The 19,437-nt window shown below is 36.1% G+C and carries 15 protein-coding genes; 9 read left to right on the top strand and 6 right to left on the bottom strand.

The window, feature by feature from the left end:
- Positions 1–25 precede the first annotated feature (25 nt).
- Both AAGD79_RS04540 and AAGD79_RS04535 read left to right on the top strand, forming a co-directional pair.
- Positions 26–487, top strand: a complete 462-nt coding sequence (locus AAGD79_RS04540; protein WP_164224387.1) for a HesB/IscA family protein — start codon at positions 26–28, stop codon at positions 485–487.
- 39 nt (positions 488–526) lie between these two features.
- On the top strand, positions 527–1,201 hold the full coding sequence (locus AAGD79_RS04535) for an ABC transporter ATP-binding protein (protein ID WP_010962776.1): 675 nt from the start codon (positions 527–529) through the stop codon (positions 1,199–1,201).
- A gap of 238 nt (positions 1,202–1,439) precedes the next feature.
- On the opposite strand, the gene AAGD79_RS04525 is transcribed toward AAGD79_RS04535, so the two are convergent.
- A complete protein-coding gene (locus tag AAGD79_RS04525; protein WP_151808056.1) occupies positions 1,440–2,138 on the bottom strand; it encodes an alpha/beta hydrolase in 699 nt (232 codons plus the stop codon).
- A 155-nt stretch (positions 2,139–2,293) separates the two neighbouring features.
- Here AAGD79_RS04525 and AAGD79_RS04520 point away from each other — a divergent pair, with 155 nt between their 5' ends.
- The 3 genes from AAGD79_RS04520 (at position 2,294) to tsaD (ending at position 6,437) form a co-directional block, all read left to right on the top strand.
- Entirely contained in the window at positions 2,294–3,430 is a 1,137-nt protein-coding gene (locus AAGD79_RS04520) for a cysteine desulfurase family protein (protein WP_265043101.1), read from the top strand.
- A gap of 869 nt (positions 3,431–4,299) precedes the next feature.
- Positions 4,300–5,037, top strand: coding sequence for a hypothetical protein (locus tag AAGD79_RS04515; protein ID WP_265043099.1), 738 nt, complete (start codon positions 4,300–4,302; stop codon positions 5,035–5,037).
- A 392-nt stretch (positions 5,038–5,429) separates the two neighbouring features.
- Entirely contained in the window at positions 5,430–6,437 is a 1,008-nt protein-coding gene (gene tsaD / locus AAGD79_RS04510; protein ID WP_341811191.1) for a tRNA (adenosine(37)-N6)-threonylcarbamoyltransferase complex transferase subunit TsaD, read from the top strand.
- A 352-nt stretch (positions 6,438–6,789) separates the two neighbouring features.
- Here the strand turns inward: tsaD and AAGD79_RS04505 are convergent, their stop codons facing one another.
- The 3 genes from AAGD79_RS04505 to AAGD79_RS04495 all read right to left on the bottom strand — a co-directional run bounded on the left by AAGD79_RS04505 (position 6,790) and on the right by AAGD79_RS04495 (position 10,135).
- The gene (locus tag AAGD79_RS04505; protein ID WP_065095460.1) at positions 6,790–7,305 is read right to left on the bottom strand and encodes an IS110 family transposase; all 516 of its coding nucleotides are present in this window, start codon (positions 7,303–7,305) and stop codon (positions 6,790–6,792) included.
- The gene (locus AAGD79_RS04500) at positions 7,295–7,546 is read right to left on the bottom strand and encodes a hypothetical protein (protein ID WP_341811190.1); all 252 of its coding nucleotides are present in this window, start codon (positions 7,544–7,546) and stop codon (positions 7,295–7,297) included. The genes AAGD79_RS04505 and AAGD79_RS04500 overlap by 11 nt, the downstream gene beginning before the upstream one ends.
- Positions 7,547–8,059: 513 nt before the next feature.
- Positions 8,060–10,135 carry a hypothetical protein gene (locus AAGD79_RS04495; protein ID WP_341811189.1) on the bottom strand — a complete coding sequence of 692 codons (2,076 nt, stop codon included), beginning with the start codon at positions 10,133–10,135 and terminating at the stop codon, positions 8,060–8,062.
- A 94-nt stretch (positions 10,136–10,229) separates the two neighbouring features.
- On the opposite strand from AAGD79_RS04495, the gene AAGD79_RS04490 reads away from it, so the two are divergent.
- A complete protein-coding gene (locus tag AAGD79_RS04490) occupies positions 10,230–11,618 on the top strand; it encodes a phosphomannomutase/phosphoglucomutase (RefSeq protein WP_265043085.1) in 1,389 nt (462 codons plus the stop codon).
- Positions 11,619–11,724: 106 nt separating this feature from the next.
- On the opposite strand, the gene AAGD79_RS04485 is transcribed toward AAGD79_RS04490, so the two are convergent.
- A complete protein-coding gene (locus AAGD79_RS04485; protein ID WP_341811188.1) occupies positions 11,725–12,576 on the bottom strand; it encodes an Rpn family recombination-promoting nuclease/putative transposase in 852 nt (283 codons plus the stop codon).
- 210 nt (positions 12,577–12,786) lie between these two features.
- Between AAGD79_RS04485 and ppdK the strand changes: the two genes are divergently transcribed.
- The gene (ppdK, locus tag AAGD79_RS04480) at positions 12,787–15,522 is read left to right on the top strand and encodes a pyruvate, phosphate dikinase (RefSeq protein ID WP_341811641.1); all 2,736 of its coding nucleotides are present in this window, start codon (positions 12,787–12,789) and stop codon (positions 15,520–15,522) included.
- Between the two features lie 109 nt (positions 15,523–15,631).
- On the opposite strand, the gene AAGD79_RS04475 is transcribed toward ppdK, so the two are convergent.
- Positions 15,632–16,651, bottom strand: a complete 1,020-nt coding sequence (locus AAGD79_RS04475) for a hypothetical protein (protein ID WP_341811187.1) — start codon at positions 16,649–16,651, stop codon at positions 15,632–15,634.
- Between the two features lie 112 nt (positions 16,652–16,763).
- Here AAGD79_RS04475 and glpX point away from each other — a divergent pair, with 112 nt between their 5' ends.
- Together glpX and AAGD79_RS04465 are read left to right on the top strand one after the other, a co-directional pair.
- The gene (gene glpX / locus AAGD79_RS04470; protein ID WP_341811640.1) at positions 16,764–17,681 is read left to right on the top strand and encodes a class II fructose-bisphosphatase; all 918 of its coding nucleotides are present in this window, start codon (positions 16,764–16,766) and stop codon (positions 17,679–17,681) included.
- Between the two features lie 81 nt (positions 17,682–17,762).
- Complete coding sequence (locus AAGD79_RS04465; RefSeq protein WP_341811186.1) at positions 17,763–19,130, top strand: hypothetical protein; 1,368 nt, start codon at positions 17,763–17,765, stop codon at positions 19,128–19,130.
- Positions 19,131–19,437 lie beyond the last annotated feature (307 nt).

The raw sequence follows: 19,437 nt of genomic DNA, 5'->3' as shown, positions 1-19,437 counted from the left end.
TTATCAATAATAAACGGTGGTTACTATGTCAACAAATTACAACATCAACTTAACTGATAATGCACTAAAAAAAATCCACTCTCTTGCAGAGCAGGAAGGAGATAAGAGTTCCGTTTTACGGGTTGCAGTTTCAGGCGGTGGATGTTCTGGCTTCAAATACAATTTTCTTATGGATCAAATGAATAAAAATCTATCTTTGGATGATGAAGATGATGATTACGATGATGAGTTTGATGACGAAGACGAAGATGATGATTATGAAGAAAGCGAGGACTATAGAAGCCATTCCAGTTTTAGCGAAAAAGGTAAAGATATAGTAATTAATGATGAAAATGGTAATCCTGTATTAATGGTTGATAATTGTTCAGCAAAATTTTTAAATAACTCAGTTATAGATTATACTGAGGATCTCAGTGGTTCTGGTTTTCAAATAAAGAATGCCTTTGCTAAGTCTCAATGTGGTTGTGGTAACAGTTTTTCGGTTTAATTATTACTAAAACTTAGATGCCTTCTGGATCTTTTAAACATGGGTGGTAATGTAGCACTAGAACTAACTTCCGTAGATAAAAGCTTCAAGAACAATTCTGCTGTTGTAAAGGATATCAACTTAAGTGTCACAAGAGGGCAAGTAGTAGCGCTGATTGGCGATTCAGGTGCAGGGAAAACAACTATATTGCAAATCGCAGGCTTGTTGGACAAGCCAACTTCAGGTATAGTTACGATAGATGGAATAAATTGCACACAAGCCAGTAATAAGCATAAAACTCATGTAAGAAGAAATTTTCTTAGTTTTGTTTATCAATTTCACTATTTGTTACAAGAGTTATCGGTGTTGGAAAATATTATGCTTCCTCAACTCATTGCAGGAAAAAGCAAAGCTGAAGCAAAAAAAAATTCGCAAGCAATGTTGGAAAAATTTGGTCTGGAAAACAAAGCAAGCAGCATGGTATCTGAAGTTTCGGGTGGGGAAAGGCAGAGAGTTGCAATTGCAAGAAGCATTGTAAATTCTCCAAAGCTTTTACTTGCAGATGAGCCAACAGGAAACTTAGATCCAACAAATTCTTTTAACGTGTTTTTACTGTTACATTCATACGTAAAGGAAAATAACAGCTCTATGCTTATAGTAACACACAATCATCTCCTTGCAGAAAAGGCAGACTGCATTTTCCAATTGAGAGATCGATCATTAGTGAAGTTGTGAATAGGAAAAATAGCACAATTTCTATGCCTTATACTTATCTAACCAATGATCATTAACAGAGTACAACTCGCATGAAATGCTTTCATTGCTTTTTATACACGGACTTTTTAACTTACGCTGTTTACTTAGGGAACACCCCGATAACATAAACACAGCTAAAACAAAAAATAATAGCTTTTTAAACATAACAAAACCTTTTCATTTATATTACTACACTCATTTCTCTTGTTTGTAAAGATTAGGCATATTCTTTTACCCTTACCTCTTTTTTGACCTTTTGAAAAGAAATAGTTGCACTATTCAAGCGCAGTTTTATATAATTGTCCACGATTTGAGTCACTTCCTCTTCTTTATCCTTTAGAAAGTGATTAGTATCATCTATTATATGGTATTTCATGTGATCACTTCTTACTGAATTTATCAACCTTTTTGCTAATTCTGTTACATCGCTTTCTTCTGAGATTGTATCATTACTGCTTTGTATTATAAGCCCAGAAACTGGACAGGGAGAAAGAAAAGAAAAATCGTACTTAGTTACCGGAAGAGAAAGAGCAATAAAACCCACTATCTCAGGGCGGCGCATTGTTAGCTGCATAGCCACCCATGCTCCAAAAGAAAAACCAGCGATCCAAATTGGAACATTGCTAGGATTATGTTCCTGAAGCCAATCAATGGCTACCGCAGCGTCAGTTAATTCTCCTATACCCTTATCAAAAGTTCCGGTAGATTTTCCCACACCACGAAAGTTAATCTTCAATGCAGAAAAATTGTTATCGATAAAAGACGTATATGTACTATGTACAATTTTACTATCCATATTACCACCATATTGAGGATGATGATGTAAAACCAGCACAACCGGCGCGTTGGCATCTTTGCTTTGGTGGTATTCACCTTCTATCTTTCTTGTTGCATTATTCAAAAAAACTTCAACCATGGTAACCCCTAATAAGAACCCGCTTGACAGGTATTAATGACGTGAGTTATTAATTATGTATTAATTTCGCTGTTTTTGCAATAAATTTTTTATCGTGTTAAAGCTAACGTACATAGTTATGGCTATAGTTGATGGTAAACTTATTTAAGTGACAGATGAGTCCATTCTCTTTAGAAAATAGTGGTTGCGTATATGCTGATTACAATGCAACTGCTCCAATTAGTGAAAATGTAAAAAAAAGTATATTTGAGGTCTTGTTAAAACAAACGCTCAATCCATCATCACTACATAAAAGAGGACAAGAAGCGAGGAAGATTCTTCAGGATGCAAGAGATAACGTACGTGGTGCTATTGGCGTCTCAAGTGATAAAGAAATAGTTTTTACGTCTGGTGCAACTGAAGCGAATAACCTTGTTATGAGAGGAATAGCAGGCTACCTGCATATAATTTCAGCTATAGAGCATCCTTCAATTCTTAATTCTGCATGTAATCCATATATAATACCTGTTAATCAGGAGGGCATTGTTGACTTTTTAGAGCTAGAAAAAATTCTAAGCGAACTTAAAGGAAACAAAGCAATAGTTTCAGTTATGATGGCAAATAACGAAACAGGAGTTATTCAACCTATTGAGGAAATAGCTAAAATAGTACACAAGTTTGGAGCAATTTGCCACACTGACACTGCTCAAAGTGTTGGGAAAATTAAAGTTAATATGGAAGATCTAGGAGTGGATTTACTCACTTTATCCGCCCATAAATTTGGCGGTGTAGCAGGCAGTGGAATTTTAATATTCAATAAAGAACTTGCGATAGAACCTATTATAATAGGTGGTGGACAAGAGAAGGGATTTCGTGGTGGTACGGAAAATATTGTTGCAATTGCAGGCCTTTCTGCTGCACTGCAAAATATTCCAGATCTTCTATCAAAAATGGATGAAGTAAAGGAGCTACGCGATCAATTAGAGTGTGAATTATTAAATCTTGCCAGTGACATAAGAATCTTCGGTAAAAACTCTAAGAGGCTGCCAAACACAAGTTTTATTTATATGCCAGGAGTAAAGAGTGATGTGCAGCTTATGCATTTTGACTTGAATCATATTGCAGTTAGTAATGGCTCCGCATGTTCTTCTGGAAAAGTTGAGCCTTCCCATGTTTTGCTTGCAATGGGGGCAACAAAAGAGCAAGCAGAGTGTTCAATTAGAATCAGTATAGGTCCAGAAACTAAACCACAAGACATAAAAAAAATAGTGGATTGTTGGTATAATATCTACAAGCAGAACTCCTTGGTATAGATAATACGTGATATCATGCAGGGAGCTATAAATTAGATGTAAAAAATTCCTTTACAAGTTTCGCCAGCCCCCTTATCATAACAGTGAAGCTATTTATTTATCTTCGCAATCTGTGCAGGTTAATGACAAAAAACTTAGGGTATTTGGCGTCTCATGTTTAATTTTTCGCACTACGTGCATCGCATGTCTTTAAAAATTTCTAGGTTTTTACCTATATAAGCTGAAACGCGCTTACAAAGCGTTTAAGACAGCAAAAAACGTCAAATTGACAAGGGAGAATTTGAATACTAGCTACCCTAGGGTTTCTTTGCCTTTTTTCCTGCTTGGTAAATTTCTTAAACACTTGCGGTGTAGGTTAGTTGCAAGTTAAAAGCAGCTAAATCGCTCTTAATCAAGCGTTTTAGAATAAAAAAAACGCCGATATTTTAGTACATAGTAAATAGCCAACCACCACGGGGCTTCTTTTGCCTTTTTTTTATTTAGTAAATTTCTTAAATATTTATGGCTAAAGCAATTTAAGAGACTGAAAATGGTGTCATTTCAGTGCCCCTGTAATGTCATCCCAGTGCCCTGACTACTTGGATCCAGGAATTTTATTAAGTTGGTGAGCATAAAAATAGCTGTTTTACGTTAAAATACAATGTTTTGATGATTATGGAAAGGCTGGATTCCAGTGCCAAGCACTGGAATGACATCCTCCCTTATGGAAATTGCTCTCAAATCACAATGTTCGTACAGCTATGGAATGAATCGCGGTATGACGGTTATCAGTAAACATGAATTACTTTAACTATGCAATCAGGCTTCCTAAAAACACTTTGTAGCCAATCAATTCTTGAGTATAAAAAGAATTCCTTTAATAATAAGGTATGCTAATCAGGAATTTAATAAAACAAGCAACTCAAGTAGGAAGCAGTGAAAATGCAATACGGTATGTCGAATATCTCTATCAATTTGAGAAGTTTAGAAACACATTAAACCTCACTTTATCACTAATAAAGCAAAACAGGCTCTCATTTGAAATATACCAAGAGGGATTAGTGGATATGGAAGAGGGAGTGTGTAAGACAATCAGGTCTTCCAGTGTAAATAGATATGTTATTGTACTGAGGAAGTCAAACCCATACATTATAGTGCATGAACTTTCACACATGGTTGAAAATGAACTGAACTTAAGTTTGGAACAGGAATTTCTCCATAAAGTTTACCAGGATATTGAGCAGAACCTAAAGCAAGCAAGTATTCTTGTGCAGAAAATTATCGGCCAAGTTATATTTAAGGAGATACAGGCTTATCAAACTGCAAAATCACGTGCATCTGAATTATTTGCACGCTATTTTGAGCTATTTGCTTGGGCGCAGGAGGTTTACCCTAAAGATAAAGAATACTTAATCCGCACTCAAGACTTAAACAAAGTGTTCCTTGCTACTGGCCAATGGAAAAAGAGCTACCTTGATTCACAAATGATGGAGAGAATAGATAAGGAAATCAAGGAATACAGCAATAAAACTGCCACTAAAGACGTAACCAAAGTGCAAAGCAGTTGGACTAATAAATTTTCTCCTGGGGGCAAAAAAATTAGCTCTATATTTGGAGATGATGATTAGCTTATAGTGCAGGTTTTCCTACGTCATCCCGCGATTCATTCCACGACTGTACGAACGTCTAGTTTAGTGATAAAATGTATATAACTATTGATGTCATTCGAGCATTTACATTTGTTACATCAGCACTCACATTTGTCATCTCAGTCTCCTCTTCCTGTCATCCCAGTGCGTGACACTGGGATGACGAGAGAGGAGACCTGGAATAACAAGAAAGTGCTCCATCTCAATAGCGCAATGTTCATACGATTGTAGATTCATTCGCGGTATAGATCCCGCTAACAAGCAGCGGGATGACGGTTGTCGGTAAATCTTTTAGCTGTAGAAGTTAACTTTGCAGTTAACTTCTACAGCGTTTCAAGATATAGTTTTGATAATAAAGTGCTCGAATATACATGAAAACCATTTTAGCTGTTGAAACAAGCTGCGACGAAACTGCAGTAGCGATTGTAAATAGTGACAAGCAAGTCCTTGCTCACGAAATTCTCTCCCAAGCAGAACACAAAAAACGTGGTGGGGTGATCCCTGAAATAGCTTCACGTGCTCATATGAAGCATTTAAGTGGTCTAATAAAAAGCGCCGTGGAAAAATCTAACCTTAACTTTTGTGACCTCAATGCAATTGCAGCAACATCAGGACCAGGACTCATAGGTGGATTAATAGTTGGTACAATGATGGCTAAAGCAATTGCGCATGTAGCACAAAAACCGTTCATTGCAGTGAATCACTTAGAAGCGCATGCATTGGTTATTAGGTTACTGCATGAGGTAAAATTTCCATTTTTAGTCCTACTAATATCAGGTGGTCACTGTCAATTTTTAATTGCACAGGATGTAGGTAAATACATTAAACTTGGAGAAACGCTCGATGATTCACTAGGAGAAGCATTTGATAAAGTTGCTAAGATGCTGGGTTTAAGCTACCCAGGAGGCCCATTAATTGAAAAGTTGGCTAAAAAAGGCAATGGCACAAGATTCAAACTGCCAAGGGCAATGATAAAACGTTCTGGATGTAACTTTTCGTTTTCTGGAATTAAAACAGCAGTAAAAAACTTAGTGCAAGAACTGAAAATGAGCGAGCAAGATGTGTGTGATGTATGTGCTTCGTTTCAAGAGTGTATTAGTGACATACTGCTGGACAGGGTTAGTAATGCGATTATTATAGCCGAATCTTTAAATATCAAAATCAATGACTTTGTGATTACCGGCGGAGTTGCAGCAAATAATTTCTTGAGAGAAAAATTAAAGCAACACATAAACTTAAACATATTTTTTCCTCCCAACAACCTATGTACAGATAATGCAATAATGGTTGGATGGGCAGGAATTGAAAGGTTACAGAAAAATTATATAGATCCACTTAATTTTGCACCAAGACCTAAGTGGGAGTTAGAGAGTTATTAAAAGCTCTCAATTCTGAATTATAGCTAAAGTGACTTAGGTTCTCTAATTGCACATAAGTCAACAATAATTTTCACACAAATCAAAACAGCATATCTTCTCCATAATCCTTGGTAATTTTACATAAGTTAAAAGTAGCATATGGTTCTTTCCGCGGTCTGAGATGACAATAAATTTGTCAAGCCGCATTATACTTGTTAGGCGGAAGTGGACGGCAACATATTTACCACGAAGTCTAACTAAGTTCTTGCTTGTCCCTTCCATCGGCATTGCTATCTTTATTTTCAATAAAATTATTGTCCTATGCTCTTTTGATGTTTGTTGATAATAAAATTCTGTTTTATCAACCAACATCCTATGCATAATTACAGCTAATTTTCTTGCTACTGCTACAATTGCTTTTTTCATTCCTTTTTTCTTCGCAACCCCAGTTTTTTAATTTAAATGTCCTCTTGGTAACTGTAAGCATTGTTTGTGCAGCTTCATATAACATACTTCTACATTCCGCTGGTCCCATCTTTGATATGCTGCCATGCCGATCAACTTCTCCAGAAGAATATTGCCTTGGTGTCAACCCTATATATGCTCCAACTGTATCAGATTTCTCAAACCTATGTGGGTTATCAATTGCAGCTTTATACGTCATTGCTACTATAATCCCCACTCCTGGAACAGTAGTTAACAATTTACAATCATCGTCTTTTTCACCTTGTTCTGAAAGCATTTTGTCAAGCTTTCTTAATGACTTTTCTATTGCTTCCAAACTACAAACTAACGCTTCAATTGAACTCCTACTGATTTCATCCAAATTATTTATTGCCTCTTGTATTCTTAAAGCGAAAGTTTCAAATTTTGATCCTTTATCGACCATGTATCTTCAACAACTCTCTTATTGTTCCAATAACCTGCTGTTTGCTACACATTAGCTGTCTTCTGCTTCCAAGCGCTATTTTAATTTGACAACTGATTTTACTAACACTTCTCATCATCTGCGCTATACCCCTCGCATCGTTTTTATCATTCTTATTGATTCTTGCAGACAACGCTGCTGCCATATGCCTTGCATCTACACAAATTACTGGTAATCCAAAACTCCTTAACTCTTTGCACATTGATATTGACAACTATCCACTTTCTATTCCTATGGGTTCGTATTTTTTGCCTTGGCTAATCTGCTATTGCCTTACTTTCGCTTGCAACAACTTCTTCCTTAACAACTTTTCCTTTCTCATCAACGATACTTATAAAAGTTTCTTTTAATGAGATCGCTATAATATTTCATGACCTACTGTAAAAGTTTAAATTATTTTTGAAGAACCAATTCATTGAATTTGTTACTTCGTGCTAAAATGATGGACTCCATCATTCAATAGCAATTACAGTATGTTTAGCTATAATTTGAAAAACAAAAATTCGTCATTCCGCTACTAGTTAGCGGGATCTAGAGGTACCGCGGCGGCATGACGTAGGATTGCTGTCATCCCGCTGCTTGTTAGTGGCTAAGAGATACTGTGAATAAATCACGGTATGACGGTTAAGTATCCCGCTACGTGTTAGCGGCTGAGATAACGCGAATAAATCGCGGGATGACGTGTTGCTTGGGTCAGCTATAGAAGCAAAACTCATCATTTTGAAAGAGGAGGAGATTTTTCCGGACCCTCAGCAGGGATTGATTTTGGATCTGATAATTCTGTATTTACCTTGATTGGCTCTAATGGAGTTTTCTGCTCTTCCGGTTTATCATCTGGAATTGGAACAGGCCAATCCATAATGTTTTGCGGTATAACTTCTGCTTCTTTAGCTTCTTTTTGACCTGTTGAAGATGATGCATCAACTCCTGCATTTTTAGTAACTTCTTGTTTGAGTTGTTTATTTTCTTCTTGTAATTGCTTTAAATTTTTCTTTAACTCGTCAATCTCTCTTATTTTTTGTTTTAATTGTTCAGATATAGTTAGTTTGTCTCTAGTCAATTTTTTGTTTTCTTGTCTTAACCCACTAGCTGTTCTGCTTGAGTTGTTGTTTACAGCTTGTATACCTTGGTCTTGCTGCTGCATGCTTGTTCCTCTACTTTCATATTCAACTTCAGTTTGAGTTGCCTGACCTTTTTCCTGCTGTAATATGTTCTGCAGTTGCTCTAGACTCTCTTTGGCAGATTTCAACTCTTCTTGTAACATATCTTCCTTTTCCTTAAGCTGACGTTGAAGCTTTTCTATTTCCCCCTTCGTATTTTCTTCGCTTAGCTCATCTGCAAGTGATCTTCCAGGTTCAAGTTGTCGAATTTTCCTCTCTAAGTCTTCCTTTTCTCTCTGTAATCCATTTAATTCTTTAGACAATTGGTTCGCCGTTTCAGCCAATGTATTGTTTTCCTTTTTTGTTTCCATTAACTGTTCTGCCAACTGCTTTTTATGATCATCGTTTAAACCTTCCACTATTTTCTTCAGGTCATTCTCCAAATTTGCATTCTTTTCCTTTAGTACAGTTAAATTAGCTTCACTTTGCTTCAATTTTCTCTGTAATTCTTTATTTGCCTCATTTGTTTCACCTTCCTTATCTTTCAACTGATCATTTAAGTTCTTTATTACATCATTTTTATCCTGTAGTTCTTCCTCTTGTTCCTTTATTCTTTGACCTCTTTCAAATATCGCTCGCTGTTGTTCATTGACTTTATCTCTCAAGGAGTCACGTTCTAATCTTAGATCCTCAAGCTGCTTTGCCTGCACTGCAAAATATTTAGCAAATGTTTCTTTTTCTTCCTCTAATTCCTCAACTTCATCTTTTAATCCTTCTTGCTCATACTCTTCTTCATCACCAGACATATCATCCTCAAATATTTCATCTTCATCACTAAATTCACTGCTGGTGGATATAGAACTTCTACGTGAAGAAGGTGTGCTAGGAGAGGAATACCCACTGCTGCTTGGTGTAGGTGACTGTGGTGATATATGTAGATCTTTTGTAAATATTTCCTCTGCTGGTACTTGCTGATCGTCTACACTCTTGGATATGCCAGTAAAAGCTTGATACAGAGTTTTTCCGTTGATAAAAACTTCTTTATTTTGTCCAACTAACTTTAATACTTCTTCTGAACTCGTTATTCCTCCAAATTTTGGCTCACCAATAACACTCTGTATACCACCAGAATCCAATTTTACGGTCATGCTACAGTCTATGCTGTTACCTTCAGAATCCTTAGCCTGCCAATTAATGGTCATTTCACATGAGCTTGAACCAGTAAAATCATAGTGCCTTTCGCTGCCTTTTTTGGTTGCAGTTATTTGACTATCTTTCCCTAAAGATATGTTATAAACCTTACCTTCACTGCTAGCTCTTAAAATATTGCTAATTTCTATTGGTTTTTCTTCATTTTCAAATCTAATTTTGAAGTCATTATCCTTTGTTGGATACACTAAGAAATTTTGACCAGGCAGAGACGACTTGAGTTCTTTATGCGTTGCGTCTATTGATTGCTCAAATTTTTGGAACTCCTTTTCCCACTTTAAATTTATCTGTCCTGTAATGTTCTCATCTTTGCATAAAGGACCAATGAAGTACCAGATGAGATTTTCTTCCTTTAGTTTTTTTATAAAATCCTGAAGATCGTTGCAAGATTCAATGACACTTAAAATATCGTTTTTCTTCTGTTCATCTACATCTAAACTTTGACTTTCAGCTATAAATACATTTTCGTTTTCCTGTGGCATAATTTTACATTTTAAAAAATATACTATAATATTAACAGATTTCTTTAAAAAATCAACTAATTGTTGGATAAATAAACTTGAGCATTTGGCCAAAATGTTATATAGTAGTCACTTCAAGAAGTACAGTATGGACAATACCATTATAAGAAAATACGATATTAGAGGTATAATAGGCAAAGACTTGCAGATTAATGATGGGTACGAGATAGGTAGAAAGTTTGGCCAAACCGTAGTTAGTGTTTGTGTCGGCTACGACAGCAGAATAGATTCACCAGGTATAGAAAGAGAATTAATTAGGGGCTTAACTTTATCCGGTGCAAATGTTATACGCGTTGGACTATGCTCTTCACCTATGCTTTACGCTGCAACACAAATCACACAGGCGGATCTTGGTATCATAATAACTGCCTCTCATAACCCCAGCGAATATAATGGCTTTAAATTTTTTAGTAATAAAAAAGTCTTCTCAGATCAAGAAATGAAGGAAATTATAAGCAGTCCAATTAAAAACAGCACAAGAATTGGAAGCTTAATTAACATAAATATATATAGTGAGTACATTAGCATATTGAAAAGTGCAGTGAAGAATAATACTACACAGAAATTAAAAATAGCCTGGGATTGTGGAAATAGTCCAGCAAGTGGAATTATAAGGTATATTGAAAAGATCTTGCCTGGTCATACGCACATCGTAACCAATAACTCTATAGATGGGGCATTTCCACTGCATGATCCAGATCCCATAGAGGAAAAAAATCTTGCTCAATTAATTGACATTGTGAAGGAATATGGATGTGATCTTGGCATTGCGCTAGATGGCGATAGCGATAGGGTGCGCTTAATTGATAATAAAGGCAACGTTGTTTCCAATGACCATTTATTTATAATTTTTGCACGTGAAGTGTTGGAGGAATATCCAGAAAGCAAAGTTATTGCTAACGTAAAAATGAGTATGAAAGTGCATGATTTTGTTAGCAAGTTAGGAGGGCAAGTTATCACCTGTGCTACTGGACATTCACTAGTTAAGAAGAAGATGGTAGAGGAAGAGGCAAAGTTTGCTGGTGAATTAAGCGGGCACTTCTTCTTTTCTGAGCTAAGTTTTGATGATGGGCTATATTCTGCTGTTAAAGCAGTTGACATTTTGCTTAAGAAAAACCAAAGCCTATCTCAGGTGATTGAGGATTTACCGAAGTTATATATCACTCATGAAGTGAAGATTGTAGTGAAAGATGAGAAAAAGTTTCAAATAATTGAGTCAATAAAGAAAACACTGGAGCAGCAAAATATTGTATTTTCAGATCTTGATGGTGTTAAGGTAACCGATAATAAAGGTTGGTGGCTTCTTAGGGTATCAAATACGCAAAACTGCATTACAGCAAGATGCGAAGGAGAGACTTTAGAGGGTTTTGAACTTACTAAAAAGGTTTTGTTCCATTACATTGATGAAGCAAGGTCTTTAAATTGTAGCTACTCACAGAAATAAATTTGATTTATAAAATTGACATGAAAGTATAAAGATAAATAGGCTAAATGTACTTATCATCTGGTCAGGCTGCAGCATTATTTCGTGTAACCGTTTGCGGGTCCACTTAATTCTGCAATTCTTTGATCTCACTCATGGGGAGGCCAGTAAACTTAACAATAGTGGTGACATCAACATTATTAGCTAGCATTGTTTTTGCAACTTCAATTTTTCCTTCCTTTTTAGCATCATCAAGTTTTTGTTCAAGAACAGCCCGTTCATCACGAATACGTTTTATTTCCTGTTCGTAGGCAATAAATTCTTTCTCTGACCAGTTGAATCTATTTAGTTCTTCATATGCCTTTTTAATTATTACATCACTACCTATTATCTTTTCCAATTCTTCTTCGCTAGTTTCATCTGCATATTTAAAATAATAGATCCATTTTTCAACTATACTCTCCAATTGGTCTTCTTTAGTTTTAGGAAATTTTGGTAACTCAATAAATGTAAAATAAAAATCTTTTAAATCATGTTCATAGCTATCTTTGTCTAACATTACATGATCTGACTTATACTCAGATTTATTAGGAAAGAGAATACAATCAGCAATAGCTATAAAAATGATTTCTTTAAGACCCTGATATTGATCACCTTTATCAGCTTGCCTTGAATAAGCTTTAGCAGCGTAATATTGAGCGCGTTTTTCAAAGCCTTTAGTTTTGGCAACTTGCATTTCGACTATTACTTGCACCCCATTTTCATCCCTGCAAAGAACATCAACGATACTTTGTTTTTTAGAGGCAATTTCAGCATCTTGAATAGTGCTGAGGAATTCTATTTCTTTTATTTCATCTTTGCCAGTGAACCCCAAAATATCATTGAGAAAGTGAATGAGGATGTCTTTATTTTTTTCAGTACCAAAAATACGCCGGAACGCAACATCATTCTTGGGGTCGAGAAATTTAGAAAGAGCCATAAAAAAATTTTTAAATGTATCTTTATATTATATATTCTTATTGATAATAATTCAATAATTTGTCATCTTTTTTGTTAACTTTACTGATGTTGCCAGAAGGAACGTTGTTGCCAAATTTTGTAAAATTTATTATCCTAAGGTTTCAAGTCTTCACAGGTTTATTGGAACTATATGTACAATGTGTTTATCAGTGAAAATCCGGAGAAAATGATGGGGGAAAAGTTAATACATTACTTTAGCCAGGGTAAATGCGAAGGCAATGCAGAAATGAAAAATCTGCTGGGAAGAAAGGGGGCAAATTTAGCAGAAATGTGCAATGTTGGCATTCCTGTTCCACCTGGTTTCACAATTTCCACCTCTGCTTGCAAAGTCTATTATCAAGACAATAGATCTTCTGTTATCCAAGTAGCTGACTACTCGGATCCAGAAAAAAATGTGGTCACGCACTGGAATGACATATGTAGTGGAATTAAAAACTACATGACGATGCTCGAAAATGACATCGGTTGTAAATTTGGGGATTTAAATAATCCCTTATTAGTTTCAATACGCTCTGGTAGTGTTAGTTCAATGCCGGGCATGCTTGATACTATTTTAAATGTTGGTCTAAATGATGAAACCGTTGTTGGGCTTGCAAAAAAAAGTGGCGAACGTTTTGCTTACGATAGCTACTGCCGTTTCATCATGATGTACTCCAATGTTGTACTACAGCTTGATCATCACCTATTTCAAGATGTTGTTGATAATAAGCAGCAAAAGAGTGGAGCAAAAAGCTTAGCTGATCTTGATGTTGATGTTTTAAAAGAAATTGTTAACAATTTCAAAAGGATAGTACATGAAAAAATAGGAAAACATTTTCCGCAGAACGTTGAAAAGCAATTGCTCAGCTCAGTGAATGCAGTATTTGCTTCTTGGAAAAATGATAGGGCTGTTTCCTATAGAAAAATACATAATATTCCTGAAAACCTTGGAACAGCGGTCAACGTGCAAGCAATGGTTTTTGGTAATTTAAATGATAATTCTGCAACTGGTGTGATATTTACACGAAATCCTTCAACTGGGGAAAAAAAGCTTTTTGGTGAGTTTTTGGTTAATGCTCAGGGTGAGGATGTGGTTTCTGGTGTTTATACTCCTATGCCAATTGACGGAGAGCAAAAAAACACCATGGAGAAGTTGCTGCCAAGTGTCTACCTGGAATTATGCGCGGTATGTGAAAAACTTGAAAGGCATTATAAAGACATGCAGGATATCGAATTTACTGTACAGGACGGTAAATTATGGATTTTGCAGACTAGGTCTGGCAAGCGCACGGCTGAAGCTGCTATTCGCATAATAGTTGATATGGTAAACGAAGGAACGATTACAAAAGAAGAAGGAATATTGAGAATTGATCCAAAAACCTTTGACAATTTATTGCATCCAGTTCTTGACGTTAAGAGTGACCAAAAAGTAATAGGGAAGGGGCTACCTGCTTCTCCAGGTGTTGCTTCTGGATATGTAGTGTTTAGTGCAAGTGATGCTGAAAAAGCTGCAGAGCAGGGTAAAAAAGTGATTTTAGTAAGGTCAGAAACGAGTCCTGAAGATATTAATGGAATGAATGCTGCAAGCGGCATAGTAACAGCACGGGGAGGGATGACCTCGCATGCTGCTGTTGTAACCCGTGGAATGGGTAAGCCATGCATTTGCAGTGTAAGTGGACTTTATATCGATAAAGATGGAATTTTCTTTTCTGTAGGGGATACAAAAGTAAATAAAGGTGAACCAATTACCATCAACGGAGGAACAGGGGGGGTTATGCTTGGCATTCTCCCTACAATTTCACCTGAGTTATCGCAAGAATTCAAAACGGTAATCAACTGGATAGATGAAATCAAAACGGTCAAAGTGAGAGCGAACGCTGATACTCCAAAAGACGCAAAAATTGCAAAAGAATTCGGTGCAGAAGGTATAGGCTTATGTCGCACAGAACATATGTTTTTCGCTAGTGATAGAATCGAATTCATTCAAAAATTGATAATAGCTGACGATGAAAATGAAAGGGCAAATGCGCTCATTAAACTAGAAGAAATGCAAAAGTCTGATTTCAAAGAAATATTTTCTATTATGGAGGGCAGGGAAGTCACTATACGGTTGCTTGATCCACCTTTGCATGAATTTTTACCCAATGATCAGTCTACTATAGAAAAAATTGCCAAATCACTTAGTAAGTCAGTTGAGTCAGTAAAAAATAAAATAGCACAGTTATCAGAAAAGAACCCAATGCTTGGCCATCGAGGTTGTAGACTTGCTATTTCTCATCCTGAAATATATAGCATGCAGATTAGGGCAATACTTAGTGCTGCAAGTGAATTAAAGAAAGAAAAGAAGATAGAAGTGGAACCTGAAATCATGATTCCTTTTATCATGAGTGAGAAAGAGTTTGTTCTGATATGCGAGCTAGCAAAGAAAGAATCCTCTGTCATCTCAGCTAGGATCAAGAAGCAGATTCCAGCGTCACGCGCTGGAATGACATCAGACAAGGCGTACTCAATTGGAACAATGATAGAACTGCCACGAGCGGCACTGATTGCTGATAAGTTAGCAAAACATGCAGAATTCTTTAGTTTTGGCACTAATGATTTAACGCAAACGACCATGGGACTTTCAAGAGATGATTCAGTTAATTTCCTCGATTCTTATAAGGAAAGCAACATATTCGAAAACGACCCATTTGAAGTGCTGGACATCGAAGGGGTAGGGGAGTTAATCAAGATGGCCATTGAAAGAGGCAAAAAAACCCGAAAAGAAATAAAACTGGGTATATGTGGAGAGCATGGAGCAGATCCAAAATCTATAGAGTTTCTCATCGAATCAGGGGTGGATTATGTTTCATGCTCACCCTATAGAGTACCGGTTGCAAAGTTAGTGGCAGCACAGTTTAGTGTTAGATCTAAATTTGCTAGGTAAGTATAGTGGCAGTGTTGGCTACTCATATGGTTTGAGCCCACCAGAGGGTGTCGTTCCAGCGCGTGACGCTGGAATCTAGTTTTTATTATGGCCTTCTGGATCCCAGTGTCTAGGCACTGGGATGACATCCTGTTACACGTTCAACTTCATTCTCTCTCATCTCCCTATAACTTGGTAATGTAGAATTTTTTACATGCAACCCGGTGTATATTGCAACCAAAGCAGCTATGACACTGCAAACTACTGCACCAGCTACAAATGGAACCATCACAGCAGCAGTAATGAATAATCCTGTAATAACAACTCCAACAACATCTTTTGTCAATGAGGTGTAAAAATCCTTTTTGCTCTCTTTATATTTAGTTTCTTGTTCATTTGGCATAGAAAATTGAGAATTTGTGAAGACATTTTTATTATTATCACAATCTGATATAGTAGTTTTGCCGGTATTTGTTTCTATTGTTAATACAGGCGTTTCGTTTTCGTTACTATGACCTGGCTGATCATTAACACTACTTGACACAGGTTGGTTAGCATTTGCTTCTGTTACTATAGGAGGTGCTGGTACTATATTTTCTTCTACATTCGATGTTTCTGGTGTAATAAAATTTAATAGTATCTGAGTAATTTCTTCAACTTGTGTAATTTGTTCTTTATCCATGGCCACCTTTAAAGCCTTTTGCATGTTTTCATCATTTACATGACCTAACAATAATTTAACTCCCTGGACATACTTTTGAGTAACAGCACAGAGCAAAGCGTTAAATTTTTCTTCTTCATTAAACTTACCACTATCCAGGAGTATTCTTACAACATCAGCTTGCTTAGTCGTTATAGCTTCGCTCAATCCAGCTTTTACATGTTTGAATTGACCAGTATTGCCTTCAGTTTTCAACTCTGTGAGTAATTTAATAATGTGTAGAAATATAGCACGATCATTGGTGTTGTCTGTAATATTAGGTCCCTTTGAATTAACAATATGCCCAAGTAAAGTATAATGATATTTATTTGTTTTTTTTATGTTTATCCTATTTTCTTTGAGCTTCTCACCAAACTCCTCAGCAGTTATATTAGGATTGTTAGTTACAATTTCCTTTATCTTTTCATAAGTCATGTCAAATTTTACCACTATTACTATCTAATTTATTATAGCAACTTTCCCAAAACCAGTCAAGGCATATTGCAGTTTCAAGCAGCATGATATATATTCAATGCTTTATTTATAGTTCTTGAAGCAAATGATGGAAGATTTAGCCTATAAATTAGTTAAAGTGACCGAAGCTGCAGGACTTGCTGCATATAGACTAGCAGGCTTCGGCGATGAAAAAAAGGCTGATCAGGTTGCAGTTGATGCAATGCGAACAGTGTTAAATTCTATGGAAATAAATGGTACTATCGTAATTGGTGAAGGTGAGAGAGATGAAGCACCGATGCTATATATTGGCGAGAAGATTGGCACTGGAAATGGTCCTGAGATCGACATTGCTGTTGACCCACTTGAAGGCACTACAATCTGCGCTCACCATAAACAAGGTGCAATGTCTGTTCTTGCTGCAACGAAAAAAGGTGATTTTTTACACGCACCTGATGTTTATATGGAAAAGATAGCAGTAGGAAAAAATCTTCCAGAGGGTGTAGTCTCACTAAAAAATAGCATTGAAAAGAATCTAGACAATTTAGCCAAGGCAAAAGGATGTAAAGTAAATGATCTTACAGTAACTATACTTAATCGTGAAAGGCACAATGAATTAATATTAAAAATCAGGAAGTTAGGAGCAAAAATTAAACTAATAGATGATGGTGATATTGCGGCCGTAGTTTCACTAGTAAATGGCAATCATGATATGTATATCGGAATAGGAGGGGCACCAGAAGGGGTGCTTGCGGCTGCAGCGCTGAGTTCAATCGGTGGGCAGATGGAAGGAAGATTGATATTTGACACAGATCAGTTAAAAGAAAGAGCAAAAAATTTAAATATTGATGACCCAGAAAAAGTCTACGCCGTAAAAGATATGGCAAGAGGTGAATCAGTGTTCATTGCAACTGGAGTAACAAGCGGAGAACTTGTGGATGGAGTTGATAACGTCTGTTCAACTAGTTCTTTAATAATTCTACCTAATAAGCTGATAAAGCTGCAAACAATGCAGAACTTATGTTAGCTTTTTTAGTTTCTAATTTTAGCTTTACAACATTTAGCATTAAGATATAATCAAGTTTACTTATAACAATAGAGGTGTGAAATGTTTTCTAGTATTATAAATCTATTTAATGGTTTGTACAAAAATTCGAGTACCAAGGAAAGTGAAGAAAAGTTGACTCTTCTATCTCCTCAAGCAAATCTTCAATTCGATGAGACTCAGGTACAAAGTGTGCTCTCAGATTTTGAGGAATTGGAGTTTAAGGATAATAAGTGTTTTGACAAAATAGCAGACGATTATGAAAAGAAGGGGAAGAGTTCCCTCTTTAATTACGTGATATTGAATAAGCGGAAAGAAATAATCGATATATTAGATAGGAATCTTCCTCTCCTCGAAGAACAGGAGGAGTTTAGAAAGAAATATGGTCAATATGTTCTTCAAATTGACAAAGGAATGAGTTATGGAAAAGAACTTCAAGATGGACTTCGGTCTTTTGAAGATAGGGCAGAAAAAGTATTATCAGATTTTGAAAGATTGAATTTTGATTTTAAGGATAATAAGTGTGAAGATTCTTCTGATTCCGTAAATTATAATAACGGTTGGCCGGCAGATCCATTTGACAAGATAGCAAATTATTATCGAGAGGATGATATTTTCCTTTTCAATTATGTAGTATTGAGTAAGCGAAAAGAAATAATGGGTATATTGGATAAGAAGCTTACTTCTAAAGATCAGGAGGAGTTAAAAGAAAATTTTAAAAAGAGGTTGGGTAGATATCTTATTCGAATTGGTGAAGGAATGAGCGATGGACAAGAATTTCTAAAAACTGGTAGTGCAATTGCTTTCTTTGATGTGTGTTATGTGCCATGTCCATATGCAAACCGTCTTCTTAATCATTATGACCATCTTAATATCAACATTACTAAACCTGAACAAAGTTTAGAAACCAGTCGTCTTTTCACTGAAAAAACTAAAAGAATGGAAGAAGAGAAAAGCGAGGTAAAAAGAGCAAAAATATACAGCAATGGTGAAAGAATAGTAACAATTGAGAAGAATGAGAAACAACAGAGGAACTACTCCTTTACAAAATTTGCAATATGTGACATCGAAATTAGTTGGGGTGCAAAAGATGAATCTGGAAAAGACCTTAACTGTACTGTTGTTCTAAATATAAATTTAGGTCAAGTTAGTATTAAAAAATCAACTATTGACGGTAAAGATGTTGAACCAAAGAAAATTTTAGAGTTAGCTAAGCAAAACGAGGCTGTGCTTATAAAAGGTAAAGCTTTACATGAAGTTTTAGCAGCACATTTCATTAAGCAAACACCATGTGAGGAAAAGAAGGATATGCAATCGCACGAGAATATCGTTGTACCTGGTTCCGGTGCACCTCGCTCTATTAATGAGGAAATAACTGTAGAGCATCCGTTCGGGAAAGCGGCAAATAAAGATAATCATAGAGAAATGTGAGTTTACAACAAATGGTGCCATGAAAGTAGCTGATACATAACTGTACGAACGTTTGTTTGCGAAGAAATGTTATAGCAGGTTTTGCCTCAAACACAAAGGTGTCATTCCAGTGCTTGACACTGGAATCCGGCCCTTTTACGCAGTCCCATTAAAAACGTTGTATTTTAACGTAGGATTAGCTACTTTTATACTCACCAATTTAATCTCTAATCAAAATTCCTGGATCCCAGTGTCTGGGCACTGGGATGACATCCTCCCTAGTGGATTCAAATCACAATATTCGTATAGTAAGCACTGACCACTTTTG

Source organism: Wolbachia endosymbiont (group A) of Oxytorus armatus, assembly GCF_964027005.1.
Taxonomy (GTDB): domain Bacteria; phylum Pseudomonadota; class Alphaproteobacteria; order Rickettsiales; family Anaplasmataceae; genus Wolbachia; species Wolbachia pipientis.
This window is presented reverse-complemented; position numbering and strand designations above follow the sequence as displayed.

What these genes read in the sequence shown, in the direction of transcription:
- AAGD79_RS04540 (WP_164224387.1), top strand. Translation starts at nt 26, where the DNA reads ATGTCAACAAATTACAACATCAACTTAACTGATAATGCACTAAAAAAA.
- AAGD79_RS04535 (WP_010962776.1), top strand. Translation starts at nt 527, where the DNA reads ATGGGTGGTAATGTAGCACTAGAACTAACTTCCGTAGATAAAAGCTTC.
- AAGD79_RS04525 (WP_151808056.1), bottom strand. Translation starts at nt 2,138, where the DNA reads ATGGTTGAAGTTTTTTTGAATAATGCAACAAGAAAGATAGAAGGTGAA.
- AAGD79_RS04520 (WP_265043101.1), top strand. Translation starts at nt 2,294, where the DNA reads ATGAGTCCATTCTCTTTAGAAAATAGTGGTTGCGTATATGCTGATTAC.
- AAGD79_RS04515 (WP_265043099.1), top strand. Translation starts at nt 4,300, where the DNA reads ATGCTAATCAGGAATTTAATAAAACAAGCAACTCAAGTAGGAAGCAGT.
- tsaD (WP_341811191.1), top strand. Translation starts at nt 5,430, where the DNA reads ATGAAAACCATTTTAGCTGTTGAAACAAGCTGCGACGAAACTGCAGTA.
- AAGD79_RS04505 (WP_065095460.1), bottom strand. Translation starts at nt 7,305, where the DNA reads ATGGTCGATAAAGGATCAAAATTTGAAACTTTCGCTTTAAGAATACAA.
- AAGD79_RS04500 (WP_341811190.1), bottom strand. Translation starts at nt 7,546, where the DNA reads ATGTGCAAAGAGTTAAGGAGTTTTGGATTACCAGTAATTTGTGTAGAT.
- AAGD79_RS04495 (WP_341811189.1), bottom strand. Translation starts at nt 10,135, where the DNA reads ATGCCACAGGAAAACGAAAATGTATTTATAGCTGAAAGTCAAAGTTTA.
- AAGD79_RS04490 (WP_265043085.1), top strand. Translation starts at nt 10,230, where the DNA reads ATGTTATATAGTAGTCACTTCAAGAAGTACAGTATGGACAATACCATT.
- AAGD79_RS04485 (WP_341811188.1), bottom strand. Translation starts at nt 12,576, where the DNA reads ATGGCTCTTTCTAAATTTCTCGACCCCAAGAATGATGTTGCGTTCCGG.
- ppdK (WP_341811641.1), top strand. Translation starts at nt 12,787, where the DNA reads ATGGGGGAAAAGTTAATACATTACTTTAGCCAGGGTAAATGCGAAGGC.
- glpX (WP_341811640.1), top strand. Translation starts at nt 16,764, where the DNA reads ATGGAAGATTTAGCCTATAAATTAGTTAAAGTGACCGAAGCTGCAGGA.
- AAGD79_RS04465 (WP_341811186.1), top strand. Translation starts at nt 17,763, where the DNA reads ATGTTTTCTAGTATTATAAATCTATTTAATGGTTTGTACAAAAATTCG.